General features: G+C 69.5%; 14 protein-coding genes. 8 read left to right on the top strand and 6 right to left on the bottom strand.

Annotation, left to right across the window (positions count from 1 at the left end; all coding sequences use genetic code 11):
• Window positions 1–41: 41 nt before the first annotated feature.
• The 5 genes from QHF89_RS31190 to QHF89_RS31170 form a co-directional block, all read right to left on the bottom strand.
• A complete protein-coding gene (locus QHF89_RS31190) occupies window positions 42–3956 on the bottom strand; it encodes a serine/threonine-protein kinase (RefSeq protein WP_136971226.1) in 3915 nt (1304 codons plus the stop codon).
• Window positions 3953–6400: a serine/threonine-protein kinase gene (locus QHF89_RS31185; protein ID WP_136971225.1), complete on the bottom strand. Its 2448-nt coding sequence runs from the start codon at window positions 6398–6400 to the stop codon at window positions 3953–3955. The genes QHF89_RS31190 and QHF89_RS31185 overlap by 4 nt, the downstream gene beginning before the upstream one ends.
• Before the next feature lie 250 nt (window positions 6401–6650).
• Complete coding sequence (locus QHF89_RS31180) at window positions 6651–7391, bottom strand: hypothetical protein (RefSeq protein WP_136971224.1); 741 nt, start codon at window positions 7389–7391, stop codon at window positions 6651–6653.
• Window positions 7392–7449: 58 nt separating this feature from the next.
• Window positions 7450–8193, bottom strand: a complete 744-nt coding sequence (locus tag QHF89_RS31175) for a hypothetical protein (RefSeq protein ID WP_136971223.1) — start codon at window positions 8191–8193, stop codon at window positions 7450–7452.
• Window positions 8190–9419 carry an AAA family ATPase gene (locus QHF89_RS31170; protein ID WP_284721145.1) on the bottom strand — a complete coding sequence of 410 codons (1230 nt, stop codon included), beginning with the start codon at window positions 9417–9419 and terminating at the stop codon, window positions 8190–8192. Before QHF89_RS31170 ends, QHF89_RS31175 begins: the two co-directional genes overlap by 4 nt.
• A gap of 109 nt (window positions 9420–9528) precedes the next feature.
• Here QHF89_RS31170 and QHF89_RS31165 point away from each other — a divergent pair, with 109 nt between their 5' ends.
• On the top strand, window positions 9529–10068 hold the full coding sequence (locus tag QHF89_RS31165; RefSeq protein WP_136971221.1) for a GNAT family N-acetyltransferase: 540 nt from the start codon (window positions 9529–9531) through the stop codon (window positions 10066–10068).
• 6 nt (window positions 10069–10074) lie between these two features.
• On the opposite strand, the gene QHF89_RS31160 is transcribed toward QHF89_RS31165, so the two are convergent.
• Window positions 10075–10521, bottom strand: a complete 447-nt coding sequence (locus QHF89_RS31160; RefSeq protein ID WP_136971220.1) for a SpoIIAA family protein — start codon at window positions 10519–10521, stop codon at window positions 10075–10077.
• A gap of 63 nt (window positions 10522–10584) precedes the next feature.
• On the opposite strand from QHF89_RS31160, the gene QHF89_RS31155 reads away from it, so the two are divergent.
• The 7 genes from QHF89_RS31155 to QHF89_RS31125 all read left to right on the top strand — a co-directional run bounded on the left by QHF89_RS31155 (window position 10585) and on the right by QHF89_RS31125 (window position 20541).
• Window positions 10585–11469, top strand: coding sequence for a hypothetical protein (locus tag QHF89_RS31155; RefSeq protein WP_136971219.1), 885 nt, complete (start codon window positions 10585–10587; stop codon window positions 11467–11469).
• Window positions 11470–11518: 49 nt separating this feature from the next.
• Complete coding sequence (locus tag QHF89_RS31150; RefSeq protein ID WP_136971218.1) at window positions 11519–13234, top strand: hypothetical protein; 1716 nt, start codon at window positions 11519–11521, stop codon at window positions 13232–13234.
• Window positions 13235–13313: 79 nt separating this feature from the next.
• Complete coding sequence (locus QHF89_RS31145; protein ID WP_136971217.1) at window positions 13314–13685, top strand: hypothetical protein; 372 nt, start codon at window positions 13314–13316, stop codon at window positions 13683–13685.
• Between the two features lie 75 nt (window positions 13686–13760).
• Window positions 13761–16106, top strand: a complete 2346-nt coding sequence (locus QHF89_RS31140; RefSeq protein ID WP_136971216.1) for a type VI secretion system Vgr family protein — start codon at window positions 13761–13763, stop codon at window positions 16104–16106.
• Window positions 16107–16116: 10 nt separating this feature from the next.
• The gene (locus QHF89_RS31135) at window positions 16117–18819 is read left to right on the top strand and encodes a DUF2169 family type VI secretion system accessory protein (protein WP_136971215.1); all 2703 of its coding nucleotides are present in this window, start codon (window positions 16117–16119) and stop codon (window positions 18817–18819) included.
• On the top strand, window positions 18816–19871 hold the full coding sequence (locus QHF89_RS31130) for a pentapeptide repeat-containing protein (protein ID WP_136971214.1): 1056 nt from the start codon (window positions 18816–18818) through the stop codon (window positions 19869–19871). Before QHF89_RS31135 ends, QHF89_RS31130 begins: the two co-directional genes overlap by 4 nt.
• Before the next feature lie 16 nt (window positions 19872–19887).
• Window positions 19888–20541, top strand: coding sequence for a DUF3540 domain-containing protein (locus tag QHF89_RS31125; RefSeq protein ID WP_136971213.1), 654 nt, complete (start codon window positions 19888–19890; stop codon window positions 20539–20541).
• Window positions 20542–20545: the final 4 nt, after the last annotated feature.

The raw sequence follows: 20545 nt of genomic DNA, 5'->3' as shown, positions 1-20545 counted from the left end.
CGCGGGCGGGCCCCGAGCGCCGGGCGTGATGCGCCGTTTGCTCAGGACACCAGCGTCGAAGCGGGCGCAGCGGGGGGATGCGAAAGCCATTCCTCGGCGCGAGCGAGGAGGGCCACGTGGGTCGGAATGCGTTCGAGGAAGGTTTGGCGAAGGAGCCGATCCGGGATTCGGGTCGCCCGCGCGAAAAGATCGGAGCGCGCCGCGAGGACGGCCGCGCGCGCCTCCTCGGCCCGGCCGAGGGCGCGGAGCGCATCCACGCGCGTGAGGACGAGGTGCTCGTGACCAAAATGGTACATGCCGCGCCGCGTGCTCTCGGTGATCGCCGGCTCGGCGAGCGCGAGGGCCTCGGCCGGGCGGCCCTCGGCGAGCGCGAGGGCGGCCAAGATGCCCGCGAGCGACGCGCGCGCGAAGGGTAGGTTTTGCACGAGCGGCTGCAGGGCGAGCGCGCGGGACCGAGCCGCCGCGAGGAAGCCCGCGGCGAGCGCCGCCTCCGCGAGCAGGAGCGAAGCGTTGAGGGCGACGGTGCGTTCGCCGCGCGCCTCGGCCTCCCGGTGGATGTCCGTGCAGGGCTCGAGCGCGTCGGCCGGGCGGCCCCGGAGCACGAGGACGCGGCCGAGGTACGTGCGCGACGCGAGCGCCATCATGCTGCCCGGCTCGGCGCCTTGCATGGCGCGCGTGAGGGCGGCCTCGGCCTGCTCGAAGGCGCCGAGGTAGCAGCAATCGAGGCCGACGTGCATCTGCACATAAGGGCCATACCGCCGATCGCCCGCGGCCTCGAAATGGGCGAGGGCCTCGCGGTCGAGGGCGAGCGCGGCCGCGAAGTCGCGGGGGACGTAGCGCAGCCAGAACGCGCGGGTCATTTTCACCCAGCCGGCCACCGAGGGCTCGTGGTCGAGGAAGGGGGTCGTGACCTCTTCGAGGCGCGCGAGGTGTGCCTCGGCGAGCTCGCGCTGGGCCCCGACCAGGTAGGGCATGATCGCCACGCTGTAGGCCCAGGCGAACGCGGGGATCGCGGCGCGCTCGGGGTTCACGCGGGCGAGGTCGCGGACGAACGCGGCGCGGGCCTCGGGTTGGTTCGCGAGCAGGGGGCTCGTGATGGCGCTGCCGAGCGCGCGCAAATGGCTCGTCGTGCCCGGCGTGGCGAGGGCGAGCGTGGCCTCGGCCGAGGCGAAGGCCCGGGCCCAATCCCCGTTCCAGGCCCAGGCGTCGGTCTGGGTCGCCCGGAGCGCGGCCGCCCGGTCGCCCGCGGCGCCGAGGGCGAGGCCACGCTCGGCGAGGGCGAGCGCGGCTTCGTCGTCGCCCGCCCCGAGCGCATGCTGCGCGGCGCGCTCGTAATGGGGGATCGCCCGCGCCCCGTCGCCGCCGCGCTCGAAATGCTCGGCGAGGATCTTCGGGTCCCATTCGCCGTGGGCTTCGAGCCAGTCGCCGGCGAGCCTGTGGCCGAGGGCGCGATCGCGATCGGTGAGCATCGCATACGCGCCCTCGCGCAGGAGCATGTGCCGGAACGCGAGCGCCTCCTCGCCGGCGAGACGGCTGTCCCGCCGCGCGACGAGGATCTCGCGCTCGACGAGCGAGGCGAGCACGGCCGAGAGCTCGTCCTCGTCCGGCGCGTCCTCGCCGAGCAGGGCCGGAATGCCGCCCCGAAAAAAGGAGTCGCCGAAGACGCTCGCCGCCCTTAGGACACGCCGCGCCGGTGGATCGAGCGCGTCGAGGCGCGCCTCGATCATGCCGAGCACGGTCTCGGGCAAGACGCCGCCGCGCCCCTCGGCGACGGCGCGCACGAGCTCTTCCAGATAAAAGGGATTACCTGCGGCGCGCTCGACGAGCGCGTCGACGAGCGCGGAAGGTGTCTCCTCGCCGAGGGCGTGGCGGGTGAGGCGGGCGCTCGCCTTGCGCGGCAGCTCCGCGAGCCGCACCTCGTGCGCGCGATCTCCGAAGAGGCGCGGGAACGACGTGAGGGCCTCGGGGCGCGCGGCGGCGAGGACGAGGAAGGGGCGAGGGCCGAGCTCGCGCATGGCCGCGTCGAGCAGGCGCAGCGAGACGGCGTCCCCCCATTGCACGTCCTCGAGCGCGAGGACGACGGGGTGCTTGCGTGTCATCGCCGCGAGCAGATCCACGACGGCCCCGCGCACGTGATCCTTCATGAGCGCCGGGCTCTGGCGCGCGGCGCGCAGGCGCGGGCTCGCCTCGTCGGACAAAGGCAGGCCGATGAGCTCGGCGACGAGCTCGGTGACACGCTCGGCGTCCGCGGCGGGGAGGTATTGGCCGACGAACGCGGCGAGCCGCGCGCGGCCCTCGAAGGGCGCCCCCGAGAGCGCGCCGAGCAGCGTGGAGCCGAGGAGCGAATAGGGAGAGCCCTGGCCGAGCAGATCGCCGTGCCCGCGGGCCACGAGCACGTCCGGTCGATCTTGTCGGAGGCGCGTGACGAGCTCCGCGAGCAGGCGTGATTTGCCGGCGCCCGCCGCGCCGACGAGGAGCACGGCCGAGGGGCTCTCCTCCTCGATCGCCGCGTCGACGAGATCACGCACCATGCGCAGCTCGCGGTCGCGGCCGACGAAGGGGCTCGGCCTGCCGAGCAGCGTGCGCGCGGCCTCGCCGGAGGCGCGCTCCGCGACGAGGCGGTGGCCCTCGGGCAAGCTCGTGACGTCGAAGCGCGCGTCGAGCAGGGCGCGCGTGACGTCGTCGATGCGAATGCCGAGGACCTCCCCCGTCTCCCGTTCGAGCAGCCTCGCGACCCGATCGACGACCTCGCCGACGGGCAGGCGCGCGGAGGCTTCGGCGCGGCCCGTCGCGAGCGCGATCGCCGCGTCGGGGAGGATCGCGCGGAGCCGCAAGGCCGCGCGGGCCGCGCGCGCGGCGCGATCCGTGGGCTCTCCGGCGCCGAGCAGCGTGACCACGAGCGCGCCGTTGCGCAGCTCGTCGACACGCGCGCCGAGCGGCGCGACCTCGTACCGCACCGCCGCCACGACGTCGGCGTGCGAGCGTTGCGTCGAGACCTGCACGTCGAGCGCGCCGCTCATGGGGTCGCGGTGGAGGGCCAGGATCGAGACGAACCGCGCCTCCACGTCGGTCAGGCCCATCGCCGCGGGCTCGTCTGCGATCGTCGGGACCTCGCCCGTCTCCTCGGTGCCGAGCGCCTCGATCGCGGCGAGCTCGGCTTCGAGGGCCGGGCCGTTCGCCGGGCGTGACGCGGGGTGTTTCGCGAGCAGCCGCGCCATCAGCGCGTCGAGCCGCGGGGGCAGATCGGGCCTCGCTTCGGCGAGGCGCGGGGCCTCTTCGAGCAGGAGCTTGGCGAAGAGGCCCATGAGGTTCTCGGCCTGGAAGGGCGGGCGGCCCGTGAGGCACTCGTAGAGCACGGCGCCGAGCGAGAAGACGTCCGCGCGCGCGTCGATCGGCGTGCCGTCGCCGCTCGCCTGCTCGGGGGCCATGTACCCCGGCGTCCCCAGGATCATCCCGGACCGCGTGAGCTTGCGCGACGTGTGGCCGAGCTGCGCGAGGCCAAAATCCACGAGCTTCACGCCCTCGATCGCGCGGCCTTCGAGCACGAGGTTCGTCGGCTTGACGTCCCGATGCACGATGCCTCGCGCGTGCGCCGCGCCGAGGCCCGCCGCCACGCGGCGCGCGACGAGCAGGCTCTCCGCCAGCGTGAGCGGCCCGCGCGCGAGCCGCGCGGCGAGGTCCTCGCCTTCGAGCCACTCCATCACGAGGTAGGGAAACCCCGCCTCGGAGAGCCCGTGCGTCACGTACCGGACGACGTGCGGATGCGAGAGCTCGGCGAGCGCGCGGGCCTCGATGTCGAAGCGGCGTGTCGCGTCCGCGGCGGGCTGGTGGATGACCTTGAGCGCGACCGGCAGGCCCGTCGCGCGGTCGTGCGCGCGGTAGACCGCGCCCATGCCGCCTGCGCCGGCGCGGCGCTCGATCACGAAGCGGCCGGCGACGACCTCGCCGCGGTTCATGAACGCGCGCCGCCTTGCTTCCGCGCGAGGGCGAGCGCGGCGTCTCCCTCGCTGCCCGCGTGCGCCGTGGGGCGCACGCCCGAGCCCGCCAGCCAGCGCTCGGCGAGCGCTTGACCTCGCCGGAGATCCGCCTCCGTCGACGTCGCCAGGAACGCCTCGCGCAGCATGGGCTGGCTGAACGCGTACTCCGTGTCGTTCGGGGCGCTGCTCGTCCGCCGCTTCGTGATGATCTCCCGCTTCGCGAGATCGCAGAGCATCGAGCGCACCTGCGTGACGTCCGTATCGCCGCCGAGCAGCGTGACGACCGCGCCCTCCCAGAACGTGACGCCGACGAAGGCCGCCGCGCGGAGCAAGCGCCGCGCGGCAGGGACGAGCTCGGCGATCGCGGGCCCGTGCACGGCGAGCAGCGCCTCCGGCGTCACGCCCTCTGCGCCACGCGCGAGCTCCTGCAAAAAGAGCGGATGGCCCTCGGACCGCTGCGCGAGCGCCGCGAGGGCTTCGTCGTCCATGTCGGGCCCGAGCGCGCGCCGCAAGAACTCGCGCGCGGCCCGCTGCGAGAGCGTCCCCAGGCGGATCTCCTGCACGCTCCGGCGCGCGAAGAGCCCCGGCGCGCGGTCCCGCACCTCGGGCCGCGCGAGCGCGAGCACGCCAATGGGCCGGTCCGAGAGCTCGCCGAGCGCCTGATCCACGAGCGCGAGCGAGGCCGCGTCCGCCCACTGCACCTCGTCGAGCACGAGCAAGAGCGGCCCCGCCTCTGCGCGCGCCCGGAGGACGTCGAGCGCCCGATCCTCGAAGCGAACCGCGGCGCCCGCGTCGGGCGAGGTCGCGAGGGCCCGGATCGCCGGCTCGATCATCCCGAACTCGGCGCTGCTGCTGCCGGGTCGCGCGAAGCCGACCACGAGGTCCGGGCGGCTCGCCTGGAGCGCGCGCACCACCTCCTGCGCGAGGCGTGTCTTGCCGAGCCCCGCCGGCGCGACCACGAGCGCGGCCGACGCGCGTGGCTCGTCGAGCCCTTCTTCGAGCAGATCGAGCACCACCGCGAGCTCGCCCTTGCGGCCCGTGAACACGCAGGGCTGCCCGAGCAGCGGGCACGGCTTGCCGAGATCGTCCCGCTCGCGGCGGAGACGCCCGTCGTCGGCGGGGCCTTCGATCTCGAACCGCGCGGGCAAGAGGGCCTGCGTCCGATCGTCGATCCGCACCCCGAACGCGGGCGCGCGGCTCGCGCGCTTCAGCAGATCGAGCGCGCGCTCGACCACCTCGGGGGCCGGCAAATCCCGCCTCGCATCGGAGCGGCCCGTCACGAGCGAGACCCGGAACCCAAGCAGGAGATCGGCGATCTCCAGGGCGCACCGCGCCGCGCGCACCGGCCCGTCCGCGGACCCGTCGAGCGAGAGCAAGAGCGTGCCCGAAGCAAGCTCCGCGGGCGAGGCGCCGTGCCGCCGCGCGATGACCCGCACGTCGTCCCAGGACGAACGAGGGAGCTGCGTGCGCAAGGTCGGGCTCGACGGCCGGATCGCGGCCTCCACGGCAGGCGCGGCGACGATCGCGCAGACGAGGCGATGCTCGCGATCGCTGATCCCCTCGGGCAAGGCCGGCACGACGGAGATCCTTTCACCTCCAACGGCGTCGATGCCTTCGAGGGCGCGCAGCACCTCGGCCCCGTCGGCGGGCCTCGCCTCGGCCACGCGCGAGAGCATCCGCGCGACGAGCGTGTCGAGCGCCCGCGGCACCTCCGGCTGGATCGAACGGACGCGCGGCGCGTCTTCGAGCAGGAGCCGCGCGAGGATCGCCATGACACCTTCGCCCTCGAACGCGGGTTTGCCCGTCAAGCACTCGAAGAGCAGCGCGCCGAGGGAGAACACGTCCGCGCGTGCATGGACACGTCCCCGCAAGCCCTGGGCCTGTTCGGGCGCCATGTACCCAGGCGTGCCAAGAACGCTGCCGGTGCGGGTCAGCCGCGCGCCGTTCGAGGCGGCCTGGGCGAGGCCAAAATCGAGGACCTTGGCGGCCTCGGGCACACCCCCGACGAGGAAGACGTTGCTCGGCTTGACGTCGCGATGGACGATCCCGCGCGCGTGGGCCGCGGCGAGGGCCGAGGCGACGCGGATCCCGAGGCCCACGGCCTCGGCCTGCGTGAGGTGCCCTTCGACGAGGCGTGACGCGAGGCTCCTGCCTTCCAGCCATTCCATGACGAGCCAAGGCGCGCCTGCGGGGTCGGCCCCGTGCGCGACGTAACGCACGATATGGGGATGGCCGAGCTCGGCGAGGATCTTGGCCTCGTGATCGAAGCGGCGGATGGCCTCGGCGTCGTGCTGGGCGAGGACCTTGATGGCCACGGGCGCGCGCGTGGCGCGGTCGTGGCCGCGGAACACCGAGCCCATGCCCCCCGTGCCGGCGATACGCTCGAGGACGAAACGACCGCCGACCACGTCTCCAGGCTGCACGGCGAGAGGATGCCGACGCTGCGCGGGATAGGCAAGCGGCTCCGCGACCACCCTCGTCCGAGCCCCCGATCTCGGCGGAGCCTCACGCCCGAGCCTCGCCCGAGGTCCCGACCTCGCCGGAGCCTCGCGCCCGAGCCTCGCCCGAGGTCCCGACCTCGGCGGAGGCTCACGTGCGAGCCTTCACGAAGGTCCCGATCTTGGTGGACCTTCGCCCGCGGGCCTGGGCGGAGGTCTCGACCTCGGCGGAGCCTCAGCCTTCGCCGGCGGCGGGCTCCGGCTTTTTTGCCCGCGCGGCGGCAGCTTGCTCGCGCATCGCTTGCAGATCGTCGAGGTAGCCGAAGACACGCGCCTCCAGGTCCCTCGGCAGGGCCGGATCCGCCTCGATCTCGTCGACGAGCGCGGCGCGGAACCTCGAGAGCAAGCCGAGCGTCACCGCGCGCACCTTGATGGCGGGTGCGCTCAGGCCATCGTTGCCGACGAGGGAGCGGTTGTGCAGGAGCTTGTCGAGGCCCTCGCCGGCCTCGACGAACGAGCTGGCCCAATCGTACAAGGTCGCGCCGACGGGGAAGGGGACGCGGATCGATTGCAGCTCGGCATTGCGGGTATCGAGCGCGTGGCGTTTGCGGGAGGCGGCGGCGGCCTCGTCTGCGTACGAGGCGCGGAGCGTGGAGAGCCTCGGCACGAAGGCGTCACGGACCGCTTGCGCCGCTTCTTTCAGGGCCGCGGGGGCCGTGGGCAGGCGCAGGAGGGCCTCGGTGAGGTAATAGATCGCCTCGCCATACCCGTCGTGCTCGTCGTCTTTGTCGCCGAGCTGCTGCGCGAGGGGACGGCCGCCGCGCATGGCCTCGGGCAGCGCCTCGATCTGGGCCTGCTGCTTGGCGAGCATCTTCGCGTAGACGATTCCGGTGCCGGAGAGCAGGAGGTCGTCCTTGCGCTCCGTCGAGAGGTTGCGGAGGACGAGGAGAAGGTCCCCTAGATTGAGGTGGCGCATACGGGGGAAGGGGACACCTGGTGCGGGGGGGATGTCAAGGTGAACGTGGGGGGAAGCCTCACGACCGAGCGGCAACCCTCGGGACGAGTCTTTGCCCGAGCTCGTCGAGGAACGCCGCGAGGCCATTTCTGGCCCCGACCTTCCGTAGGTGCTCGATGTCCGTGTCCTGGAAGCCCGAGGCCTCGCGTTCTGCGTCGTCCGTGAGGCACGAAAGGACACGCTTGGGGCTCTTCTTGGCCGTGTCGTTCGTCGCATCGAGCTCGGCCGATCGAAGGGTGGGATCGAATCCGAGCTCTTTCCGCAGCTTCGCGAGCGCCTGCTGCTCTTCCTTGTTCTGCGCCTTGAAGGCGGCGATCACCCAGCATTCTCGCATCGTGTGGGCCACGCCGAGGACCACTTCGAAAGGCCAATCGCCGTCCTTCCGAGCTTGCTCCAGGCCTCGCATGCGCTCCGCGGGCTTGCCATCGCTGTCGCGCACGAGGAGCACGGCCGCCGGTTGCGGGTCCTCGGCGACGAAACACCGAAGCGCGAGCACCGCCGTTCGTGCGTCCTCGATGGCGGACTCTCCGCCGAAACGCCCGTGCCGCGGAGGCACCCGACGTTGCCTCGAAGCGCGATCCACATCCCTCCAGGCGAGGAACGGTGTCCCGGCGTCGAGCCCGCGGAAGGCGCGTAGGCCGTCCAGATCCTCCGCCTGCGCGGGGAGACCGTGGACGAGGACCCGATCGACGATCTCCGGAACGGTCCGCGCATCCGATGGCCCCTCGACGACCAGCCCGAGGAGGTGGGGGCTTGCGTTCATGGCCGATCCGTCGCGTCGTTGGCCCGCTTCGTCACCCAGTCCTCTCCGACGAAACTCCACAACTCCCCGGTGCGCGTCGTGCTCTTCCAACGCTCGAAATCCGGGTGCTCCGTCAGCGGCGCGCAGGCCGTCGAGCCGTCGGGCCGGAGGGCCGTGACGAGGACCTCCTCGGGCTCGAAATGGTCGAGCAGGTAGGGGGAGTGGCTGGTGGCGATGATCTGAAGCTCGGGATCCATCGCGAGCACCTTGCGGAGCTGGGCGACGAGCTCGCCTTGGGCGCGCGGGTGCAGGGCCTTGTCGATGTCGTCGAGCAGGAGGAGACGGGGACGTGGCTCCGTGTAGAGGGCGGTCAGGAGGCCGATGACGAGCAAGGTTCCCTCGCTCGCGAGGGGCGCGGGGACGTCGGGCGCGCCCTTGAAGTCAAGGACGAGTTGCTGGCCCCAGTAGGGGCGCTCCGTGGTGTGCGTGATGGGTTTGTCGTCAATGCGGATCTCTTGCTGCTCGTGCCGGGCGACCTTGGCCCTCCGGGTACGAATGCGCTCCAGCGTCGGGACGACCTGATGAGCGGCGTCCTGGATCGACTGGAAGGACTCAGGCGCGCGTCCCGCGAGATCTGCCAGAACGCTCGCGAGTCCCTCACCATCGATGCCCAGACGAGGCATCTCCTCATCGCTGTACGACGGTGCCGCGAGCCTCTCCACGTCCAGCCGCAGCTTACGTGCGGAGCCTAGCTCCCGCGCAAGCTGCGCCACCTCGCGTTTCTGGGGCCCCCGTGGTGTTGGAACTGTTGATCGAGCTGGCACCGGTGCGGTCTTCGGTTTCGGGCCTGACACATCCCGTGCCCCCTCGCGCGTTTCGGAGGTCTGCTCCTCTACGTCGCCCCACTGCCGGACCACCATCGCGCTCCATTCCTGTGGAGTGCTGGCACTTAGCTTCTCGGCGCGCTTCACAACAATCTTGACGCCCGCTTCCACTCCCCGGAAACGTCCGGAAAGTGAGAGTTCCATTGGTTCCTTCGCGTCACGCGTAATGAGGTTCAGCGGGCTGAATACCCCCTTCAGGATTAATCCCAACGCCCTCTGCGTCGTCTGCGCGAGGTAGTGGAGCCCATCCAGGATGCTCGTCTTGCCCGAGCCGTTCGGCCCGACGATCACCATGAACCGCCCGAGCGCGATCTCCGTCTTGCGCAGGGACTTGAAGTTGGTGAAGGAGACGCGTTCGATCATGGGTGGCCGTCCTCGCGGACCGAGTTCTACACGACCCCTCGCCCGCGGCCCACTCCCGAGCCACACCCCCGGCACGGACGTCCAGGCCGAGCCAGGGTAAACTCGCCCCATGCCTGCGCCCCTCACCTTCCGCCCCCTCACCGAGGCCGACTTCCCCATGCTGCACACCTGGCTCGCGCGGCCCCACGTCGCCGCATGGTGGCAGCCCACGCCGACCCTCGACGAGCTTCGCGACGAGTACCTCCCGTGCCTCGCCGACGCGGGCACCTTGCCGCTCGATGCCCCGGCCGGCCTCATCCCGTACCTCGCGTGCGAGGACGGCCAGCCGTTCGGCTTCATCCAGGCGTATCGTGTCATGGCGGCCCAGGCCGACGGCTGGTGGCTTACCGAGACCGACCCGTGCGCGCTCGGCATCGACCAATCCATCGGCGACCCCGATCGAATCGGCAAAGGCCTCGGCACCCGCATGATTCGCGCGTTTCTGGATTTTCTCTTCGCCGATCCCCGCGTGACCAAGGTGCAGACCGATCCCGACCCGACGAATGCGCGCGCCGTGGCTTGTTATCGAAAGGCGGGTTTTCGTGACGTGGCGGTGGTCGAGACGCCGGACGGGACAGCGCTGCTCATGACCGTCCACCGCTCCGCCTGAATTCCCTCAATCGTTCGATCTCTTGTCGCGTAGATTCACGCGCGGGCCTCCGCGCGCGCGTCGTTCCGCATCGATCCACGCGAGCGCCTCGCGCTCGTCCACGAGGAAGGCGAACGGGACGTGGGTCTCGTGGCGCCAGAACAGGCGCACGGCCTTGAGGGCCAGCGTGGCGAGGACGCGCTGCGGGAAGCCGCCGCCGATGAGGACGATCCCGCGCAGGTGCGCGCGGGCGTCTCGCTCCGAGAGGAGGCGCCGGGCCTCCGGCGCGATGCCGTCGAGGTGCGTGAGGTCGACGAGCCAGAAGATCGGGCCCCGCTCGGCGTGGCGCTCGATCACGTCGAGCGCGGTCGCGAACTCGTCGCGGGAAATCGGGCCCACGGCGCGGGTGTGGAGCAGATCGGGCGCCTCGAATCGGTGGAGGTGCGCGCCGACGCGCTCCCAGGTATCGTCCATGCGGATCCTCCACCTTCCTCTTTGCCGGGACGAGCGCAAGTCCCACGAGGACAAGGCCCGAACATGAGCCGATCCGCTTATGCGTATGCCCGTCATCTCGCGCCCATCTTCATCGGGCTTTCCACGCTGAGCCCAAAACCCGCGCCGTGGCTCCTCGCCAGCGCTGCGCTCCTCATCACCTTCGTTCCCCCCGACCTCCGCCGCGTCGCCGCGGCCTATCGGGCGAACGAGCCCATGGACCGAGGCGCTGTCTATCGCTCCCTCGGCTTCGCAGCCGCGGCCCTCGTGCTCGGCGGCGTGGGCTTCTCGTTGAAGAGCCCGGCGTCGGATTTCGCCACGCCCACGGCTGCGCTTGGCGCGCTCATGCTCCTCGCCACCATGGTGGGTCTCGGCAGCCCTTCGTTCGCGGAGGCGCTCGCGGCGGCCACGCCCACGCCGGAAGAACGGGCGCTCCTGCGCGACACGGGTGTTTCGGTCAGCCCGTACGGAAGCGTCGAGCGGGAGCGGGCTGCCAGGGACGTGGAGGTGCGAGGGGAAGGGGCGCTCGCCATGTACGCGGTGATGCTGATCCTCGAATCGTCTGCCGCGCTCTTCGCAGGAATGGTGTTCGTGGTGATCGCGCTCGCCGGAGGCGCGGGCTCGGGGTGGGCGTGGCAAGGCGGCGGCGCCTTCGTGCTCGCCTTCGTCGCGTCGGGCGCGGCGGTCTCTCGGATTGCGTCCGCGGACGAAGGAAACCCCCTCACGCCGTTCGGCGGCGTGTTCCTCGTCGCGTTCGTGGGGATCATGGTCGCGGCGTCGAACGGGTGGAAGACGACGCTCGTGGGCGCGCCGATGGTCGTGCTCTCGATGCTCCTCACCATCGTGCGGCCCGTGAATCACCGCCGGGCGTGTGACATCGTGCTTTGCGTCGGCGCGATTGCGACGGGGGTGGGGGTTCTGCTGGTCTGAGCGCTGTTTCGGACTTGATTCGAGCTCAAAGGTTCAGGAACATGCCTCCATGCGTACCTTTGCTTGCGCGGGATGGCTCCTCGTCTCGTCTTCGCTCCTCGCCTGCGGCGGAGGCGGCTCCTCGGGCAGCGGCGCGGGCGGGGATCCAACGACCGATCCCGCGCTCGATGCGGTGATCGAGGCAGGCGTCAAGGCATTTCGCAAGCCGGGCGTGCGGGGCGCGTGTGCAGGTTGTCACTCCCCGGACGGAATCGATATCGCGGCGATCGACTATGACGAGGCCACGATTCGCCGCCGGGCCGAGGCGGATCAGGTGGGCGCCGAGGAGACGGACGCCATCGTCGCCTTGATCGATGCGCTGCGGAAAAAACACGCGATCGTGCCGGTGTCGGCGACAGCCTACCGGCCGTACCAGCCGGGCGGCGAGGTCCTCGGGGAGCTGCCGCCCGAGGGCGAGATGGATTCGTACGAGCGCCGCGAAGCGCGTGACCGTGTCTTTCTCGCGTCGCTCGAAGAGCAGAAGCTAAAGATCCTCGACGGCCCCATCGACAGCATCGACAAGGCCGCGGCCGTGGCGGACGAGCTCGACGCGATCGACCTCCGCAAGCTCCGCGTGGGCATCCCCTTCGATCGCTGGTCCGAGGACCCTTTCAATACGCCGGCCGGCCTTCCGCCGTTCGAGAGCGTGGCCGAGTGGATCCCCTGGCACGCGCAGCGGCCCCTTTTGGGGATGGACGAGGCCTGGTATGCGATCGTCGACGAATACCTCGCCGATCCGGCCGATGAGGCGAAGTTCTGGCGATTCTACGACGCGATCGACGAGATGACCGAGCCCGACGCCTGGAACGGCGGCGCCGACGAGCCCGGCGTCGCCTGGAATCGCGAGAAATGGAAGAGCGTGCAGATCGCGCAGCACATGCTCTTTCGCAGGAAGACGGATGAATACCCGAACGTCTGGCACGGGTCCGAGCCGCCGAGCGCGACGACGGGGCCCACGGAGTCCGCGCGGAACCGCGCCATCGATCGCAATCCGATCTGGCACGTGGGGGACATCATCCGGGTGAACCCGCTGCATTGCACGGGCGCGAGCACCTGCATCGAGCTGCCCGATTTCGCCGACGTGCCCGAGGACGAGGACATCCGCGAGCTCCAGACCGACGTGATCCAGCAATCGTGGTTCTGGACCGCGTGGGAGTACGACGCGCCCCTGCTCATCGCCGGCAACGGGATTCCTTCGATCGACGGCGATTATTTCCTGTCCACGTTGATGAACCGTTATGCGATTCATCATGGCTTCCTCATGGCGAAGGGGATGGTCGCGAAGGCGCGTGCGCCGCTCGGTTGGCTCAACGCAAAGGCGCCGGACCGGGATCGGAACAAGGAGGACTTCAACGCGGCGGGGCACGGAAAATGGGCGAGCCCGCGGCCGTTCCTGCTCACGCGTCAGCTCGAAGGGACGCGGCACGTGGTGGCCGATCCGGCGCGGCAGCCGGCGCATACACGTATGGTGACGAATGCGATCCGGATGGGGCTCTACCTGATGAAAAAGGAGCTCGACGCGCCGGCCCCGACGGTCTTCGACAAGGAGAGCACCCTCAAGAAGCTCGAGATCTTGAAGAGCTGGTTCCACGACGGCGCGTGGGACGATCCGCTCTACAACACCGGCATCGATCCGCTGATCGACGAGCTTGTGGGCAAGGTCGCGGCTGCGAAGGAGATCAAGGACCCGAGCATTCAGTTCCCCGACGCGAGCGACATCCAGTAGTGCGCAGGATTCTGGGGGCACGGAACGCTTGTGCGGGCGCGCGCGGGGCGGTATCCTCCGGCGTGGTTGGGTGGGATTCATGGACGTGAAGCTGCTTTTGCAGATCCTGGGTGGGCTGCTCGTGCTGGGGTTCTTGGTGTGGGCCATCAAGGATTTCGGAAAGTTCGAGAAGCAGCAGCAGCGCGTCTTCCAGGAGGGCGTTCGGGGCGAGGGCACGGTCGTGGACGTGAAGGACGGCACCTCGCGCAAGGGGCAAGAGCGCGAAGTCGTGCTCACCCTCGACATCACGTCTCCGGGGCGGCCGCCCCTCCGGGCGCAAGCGAGCGTGTTCGCGGGCCCGATCAAGGCGCGTGAGCTCGTGCCTGGGCTCCGCCTCCCGGTCCTCGTGGATCCCGTCGACGCGTCGCGCGTCGTGGTCGATCCGGCGTCGGGCTTTCCGCCCGCGCGCTGAGCGCCCGCCGGGCGTCTCGTTCGAGCTTCGTTTGGTGGTTTGGCCCTCGGGCCTCTTCGATTGAAGGTACGGACCATGACCGATCTCATCACGTTCTCTTCGAGTGGCCTGCCGGATGACGTTCGTGTGGTGGGCTTCCGCGGGCGAGAGTGGATCTCGCGGCCGTATCGATTCGAGGTCTTCCTCGTCGCGAAGAGCGAGAGCGGCGAGGGCGTCGACCTCGGCGATGCGGTCGGCGCCAAGGCGCAGATGGTGATCGACCGCGCCGACGACCGGCTGCCTCCGTATGTCTTCGCCGGGATCCTCGCGGGGATCGAGCTCTTGCACGAGACCGACGGGCAGGCGCTGCTCCGCGCGACGATGGTCCCGCGGCTCTGGGAGCTCTCGCTCGCGCGGCACAGCCGGGTCTTCACGAACATGAGCGTCCCGGAGATCCTGCAGGCGGTGCTCGAGGAGCACGGCATCTCCGGCGACGGGCTGGAGCTCCGGCTCGGCAGCTACGAGAAAGAGGCCCACGTCTGCCAGTATCGCGAGAGTGATCTCGAGTTCCTCTCGCGGTGGATGGAGCGCGAGGGCATTTATTATTTCTTCGAGCACGCCGACGGGGGCGAGAAGCTCGTGCTTTGCGACAACGCGTCTTACGACGACGAGCCGCTCGGCATGCCCATCCGGTATTACCCGCAGACCGGCGAGGACCGGAGCGCGCGCGCCTCGTTCCGGTCGTTCCGCAGCGCCCACGTCTCGTTGCCCGCCTCCGTGAAGCTCGCGGATTACGACGACACCAAGCCGAACCTCGACGTCTCGGGCAAGGCCACGGTGTCGCAGCAGGGCTCGGCCGAGGTCGTCTGGTATGGCGACCGGTTCTTCACGCCGGGGGCCGGCGCGCGCCTCGCCAAGGTGCGCGCCGAGGAGTACAAGGCGCGGCAGGTCGTGTTCCAGGCGGCCGGGACGCGCACGCACCTCCACACGGGCAAGGCGTTCGAGCTCGAGGATCACCCGCGCGCGAAGTTCAATGCCCGCTATCTCGCGATCGAGGTCGCGCACCACGGCAACCAGGCGATGGGCCTCGCGTCTTTCCGGGAGCTCGTCGACCTCTCGCACGACGAGGTGTATTTCGTGGAGGTCCTGGCGATCCCGGCCGACGTGCAGTTCCGGCCGGAGTCGCGCGCGGCGTGGCCGCGCATCCACGGCTTCGAGAATGGCGTCGTCGACGGCGCGGCGGAGAGCGAATACGCGCAGATCGACGATATGGGGCGGTACAAGATCAAGCTCCATTTCGACGAGGGCACCGGCAAGGACGGCAAGGCGTCGACGTACGTGCGCATGATGCAGCCCCACGGCGGCGGTATCGAGGGCTTTCATTTCCCGCTGCGGAAGGGCACCGAGGTCATCGTGAGCTTCCTGGGCGGTGATCCCGACCGTCCCGTCATCTCGGGCGTCGTGCCCAATGCGCTGACGCCGAGCCCGGTGACGAGCGGCAATCACACGAAGAACGTCATCCAGACGGGGGGCCGCAATCGCTGGGAGCTCGAGGACAAGGCGGGCCAGCAGCGCATCACGATGTCGACGCCTTATGCGAACACGTACCTCCGCATGGGTTCGCCGAACGACGATCACGAGGCGATCCTGAAGACCGATCAGCGTGGTCTCTGGCACACGTGTCAATCGACGGATCACATCGTCGGCACGTGGCAGAACATCGAGGTCGGCTCGTACCAGACGGAGTCCGTCGGCACGTATTACACGATGCAGGTCGGCGGCTACAAGGAAGAGAGCGTCACCGGATACGTGAAGGAGACGTACGGGTCGACGAAGGACGAGACCGTGACCGGGAAGGTCACGGAGACATGGCCCACGCAGGAGACGACGGTCTCGGGGCTCCGCAAGCAACACGTGGGCACGCTCGACGTGGACGTCGACAAGAACGCCACGCTCGACATCGGCGGCAACCAGACGATCAACGTGACGGGCGATCGCACGCTCAATGTGACGGGCAATCGCAACGACGTCGTCGTCGGCAACGTGACGGTGAACGTCACGCAGAGCTACACGCAGAACGTCACGTCGAACATGAACGTCCTCGTCCTCGCGAACAGGACGGTGACGGTCGCCGCCGACGACAAGAGCATTTTCGGCGGGCCCGAGGCGAAGATCACGGTGGGCCCGAACCTCGACATCACGCTCATCAGCAAGAACGAGGGCGTGATCGGGCTCCACACCGAGTTCAACGTCGGCGGCAAGATCGAGATGTTCGCGGGCTTGAAGCTCGCATTGGTGGCCGGCATGAGCATCGAGGTCGGGGCTTTCAAGACGGAGACGAAGGCGTTCTCGGCGAAGGTCAACGTGACGAAGATCGAGAGCGCGGCGACGTGGCTGGGGACCAAGGCGATTACCTTGCTCACCGGCATGAAGATCATCTGAGCGCGCCTCCATGAAGATCATCAAGCCGCAGCGCCTCGGCCTGCTCACGCACACGTTCGAGAACGACGGGCGGGCGTATTTCGTCATCACGGCGATGGCGTATTACGCCTTCGGCGAGGAGGACCGGCCCCTGCACGAGGCCGCGATGTGGACGATGATCCCCGAGGAGGCCGGGCCGCAGACGGTCTTCGACGCGGGGATGACGAAGCAACGCGCCGAGGTGCTCGTGGCCGGCAAGGCCCTGGCGCTCGGGGGCAAACCCGTGCCCGCGCGTAGCGTGCGCCTGCGGGTGTTGCGCGGGACGCGCGCGCTCGTCGAGAAGGAGCTCTACGTGGTCGGCGATCGCCGCTGGGAGCTCGGGGGGCCGAGTGATCCGGAGCCGTTCGTGCAAATGCCGGTCGCCTGGGAGCGCGCCTTCGGAGGGCAAGATTTCCCGGACAACCCCCTGGGCAAGGGCGCGGCCCCGGTCGAGGTGGACGGCAAGAAGGTGCATTTCCTGCCCAACATCGAGGATCCGAAGCGCCTCGTGAGGAAGAAGGGCGAGCGCGCCGCGCCCGTCTGTTTCGCGCCGGTCGACCAGACCTGGCCCGCGCGCATGCGCAAGGCGGGCACGTACGACGACGAATGGCTGAAGACCCGTTTCCCCGGGCTCGCCGCCGACATCGACTGGACCTTCTTCAACGCCGCGCCTGAGGATCAGCAGATCCAGGGATATTTCACGGGGGAGGAGACCTTCGAGGTGCACGGGATGAACGCGGCCGAGACCGTCGTCTCGACACGGCTGCCCCGCCTGCGGCCGCGGCTCTTCATCCTGCAGCGGAGAAACGGCGAGGAGGCATTCCGCGAGGCCGCTGCGCGCATCGATACGGTGTGGCTCTTTCCGAACGCGAAGCGCGCCGTGGTGCTGTATCGCGGGATGCTCGAGGTCGAGGAGGACGACGCGGCGGACGTCGTTCACGTCGTCGCCGCTTTCGAGCGGCCGGGCGAGCCGCGCTCCCCCACGCATTACCGGAGCGTCATCGACAAGCGGAACGACAAGAAACACGGCGCGATTTACGCGCTCGCCGACGACGATCTGATGCCCTCGCGCGCGTCCGACGATCCGAAGACGGAGGCGCCCGAGGAGACGTTCAACGACATGATGGGCGTCGTGGAGCGGGAGAACCTCCTGCAAAAGCGCCTCGAAAAGCAGGCCGACAAGGAGCTCGAGGCGATGCGCGCCGAGTTCCTGGCGGCCGGGTTCGATCCAAAAAAGGTCGACGCCCACATCGAGGAGCAACGACAAAAGCAAAAGCAGGTCGAGCCGCCGAAGGATCCGGCCGAGCTCGTGGCTTTCCTGGAGCGCGTCGAGGGCGAGAGCGAGGCGGCGAAGAAGCAGGCGGACGAGGTGCAGGCGCAGCTCGAGGCCGAGGCGCGGGCCGAGCTCGAGAAGATCGGGGTCGATTACGACGAGACGGTGAAGCGCACGAAAGGCCAGGGCGGGGGGCCGCCCAAGTTCTCGGCGGACAAGGAGCTCGCATGGCTGCGGGACCAAGCCGAGCTCGGCAGGAACGCGGGGGTCCCCCTCCCGCACGCCGAGGCGAAGCTCGCGGATCCGGCGTTCGAGAAGACCCTGCGGGAGACCGAGGAGAAGCTCTTCGAGGTTTATCGGCGTTACGGGCACCTCTCGCCGTCGGCGTCGTCGAAGGATGCCGAGGAGAGCCGCGCCTTCCGGCAATCCATCGAAGCCGCGCTCGATCGAAACGAGAGCCTCGCAGGGCGTGATTTCACGGGCGTCGATTTCGCCGGGATCGATCTCTCCGGCGCGGATCTCACGAGGGCCTTGCTCGAACAGGCGAACCTCGCGGGCGCGAAGCTCCGGGGCGCAAATCTGACGGACGCGATGCTCGCGCGCGCGAACCTCGAAGGGGCCGATCTCGACGGGGCAAAGCTCGTCGGGACGAACCTCGGGTTCGCGAACCTGAAGAAAGCGAAGCTCTCGGGCGGGGTCGATTGTGCAGGGGCCATTTTCTGGAAGGCGGAGCTCGAAGAGGCGAAGCTCCCGGAGGCCAAGCTCGAGGGCGCGCAGTTCATTGAGACCAACCTCGCGAAGGCGGATCTCGCAGGCGCGTCGGGGGCGAAGGCGCTCTTCCTGAAGGTCCGGCTCGACGAGGCGAATTTCGCGCGGGCGGCCCTGCGCGAGGCGATTTTCCTCGAATCGACGGTGGAGAAGGCGAATTACGCGGGGGCCGACCTCGGCGAGGCGACGTTCGTGAAGGTGCGCGGCGACGGCGCGAGCTTCGCGGGCGCGTCGCTCGAAGGGGCGCGGATGGTGCTCGAGACCTCGTTCGCGGGCGCGGATTTCCGCGGCGCCCGGTTCAAGCGGACGTGCATGCGCACGACGGGGTTTGCGGGCGCCGATTTCACGGCTGCCGAGATGCCGGAGGTCGATTTCTCCGAGTGTGATCTCTCGGGCGCGAAGATGCGCGGCGTGATGGCGGATGGAAGCCTGTTCATTCGGACGAACCTCTCCGGCGCCGACCTCGTGGCGGCGAGCCTGAAGATGGTGATCCTGCAGAAAGCGAAGCTCTGGGGCACGGACTTGCGCGGGGCGAACCTCTTCCGGAGCGACATGGCAAAGGTGAAGCTCGACACGAAGACGAACCTGAGGGACGCGCTGCTCACCGAGGTGCGCGTGGTCCCGGAGCGCCGCCGGCCGGAGGGAGCGTCGTGAACCGCGAGGAGCTGCAAAAGGCGCTCGAAGAAGGACCCATGGTCGCGGGCGCCTGGCTCTCGGGCGTGGATCTGTCGGGGATCGATCTCGGCGGCGCGATCTTCGAGAACGTGAAATTCGTCGGGGCGAACCTCTCGGGCGCGAGCCTGAAGGAGGCCACGTTCGTCCATTGCGATTTCGCGAACGCCGACCTCACGGGCGCGAGCCTCCGGCACGCCGTGCTGAACGAGTGCGAGTTGCCCTCCGCGAAGCTCGATCGGGCCGATCTCACGGCGGCGACGTTCAACGCGTCGAACCTCTCGGAGGCGTCGTTCTGCGGGGCGAAGCTCGTCGTGACGTCGATCGTGGACAGCAAACTCGACGACGCGTCGCTCGCGGGCGCCACGCTCGACAAGGCGAACATCGTCAACACGAGCACACCACGCATCTCGCTCGAAGGCGCGGTCCTCGAACGCGCGAACGTGCTGCATTGTGATCTCTCGAAGGCGAAGCTCGACGGCGCGCGTTTTCACATGGCGGTTCTGATTGGCTGCGACCTGTCCGGACAATCTCTCGCGGGGCTCGACCTCGCGAAGACGCAGTTCATGGACGCGAACCTCGAGCGCGCCGATCTCTCCAAGGCACGCTGCAACAACTGCAATTTCAAGGGCGCGAACCTCGAAGAGGCGAAGCTCGACGGGGCGCGCCTCGAACAGGCGCTCTTCGCGGAGGCGAAGATGGTGAAGGCGAGCCTGCGCGGGGCGAACCTGAGCCAGGCGATGCTCGTCGACCTCGACGCGCCCGGCGCCGATTTTCGTGACGTGAAGGCGCAGATGTCGGTCTGGCAGAAATCACGCCTCGTGGGCGCGATGTTCCAGGGCGCCGAGCTCCATTACGCTGATTTTTCGTATGCCGACGTGAGCGCCGCCGTGTTCCAGGGCGCCACGTTGTTCCGGGCGCGCTTCCACCGCGTGAAGGAGGAGGCGACGACGTTCGGGCCGGGCCGCGCCCTCGCGCTCGGCGACGACGTCGAGCTCGCGAAGGCCGAGGAGTACAAGTCGTCTCATCGATGATCGGAGAGCGAGAGCCATGCGAAACCTAGCGACGAAACAGAGACCCTCGGATCTCGCGACACAACTCGCGGGCGAAGTCCTCCGCGTGGAAGGCGCCGTCTTTTTCGTGCGGGCCGACGGCGCCGTGCACGAGGCGCGGCGGGCCGCGAGCTGCCTGCTCGAACCGGTGCCGGGGGATCGGGTGCTGCTCGCGTCGATCGCGGACGGCTCGTCCTACGTGCTCGCCGTGCTCGAGCGCGCGGAGGGCGCGCCCGCGACGCTCTCGGTCGAGGGCGATTGCGCGCTCCGGCTGCCGAACGGGCGGCTCTCGGTGACGACCGCGAAGGGCGTCGGCGTCGTCTCCGCGGGGGACGTCTCCATGGTCGCGCCCGCCGTCGAGGTGAAAGCGGCAGAGGGCACGTTTGGCCTCGGCCGCCTGACCGTCGTCGGCAAGGAGCTCTTCGCCGAGATTGCGTCCGCGAAGACCACGGTCGGCGCGCTCGACGTCGTGGCGGAGCGGGTGATGCAGCAGGTGAAGCGCGCGTACCGGTTCGTCGAGGAAATCGATCAGCTCCGGGCGAAGCGGGTCGATTACACGGCCGAGAAGAGCATGCGCCTCCACGGCGAGAACACGCTGATGACGGCCGACGGGCTGGTCAAGCTCGACGGCGAGCACATTCACATGGGATAGGGGG

Source organism: Polyangium sorediatum (assembly GCF_029946465.1).
In the GTDB taxonomy this organism is placed as follows: domain Bacteria; phylum Myxococcota_A; class Polyangia; order Polyangiales; family Polyangiaceae; genus Polyangium; species Polyangium fumosum.
The sequence above is the reverse complement of the archived record's forward strand: the minus strand, read 5'-3'. Positions and strand labels throughout refer to the sequence as shown.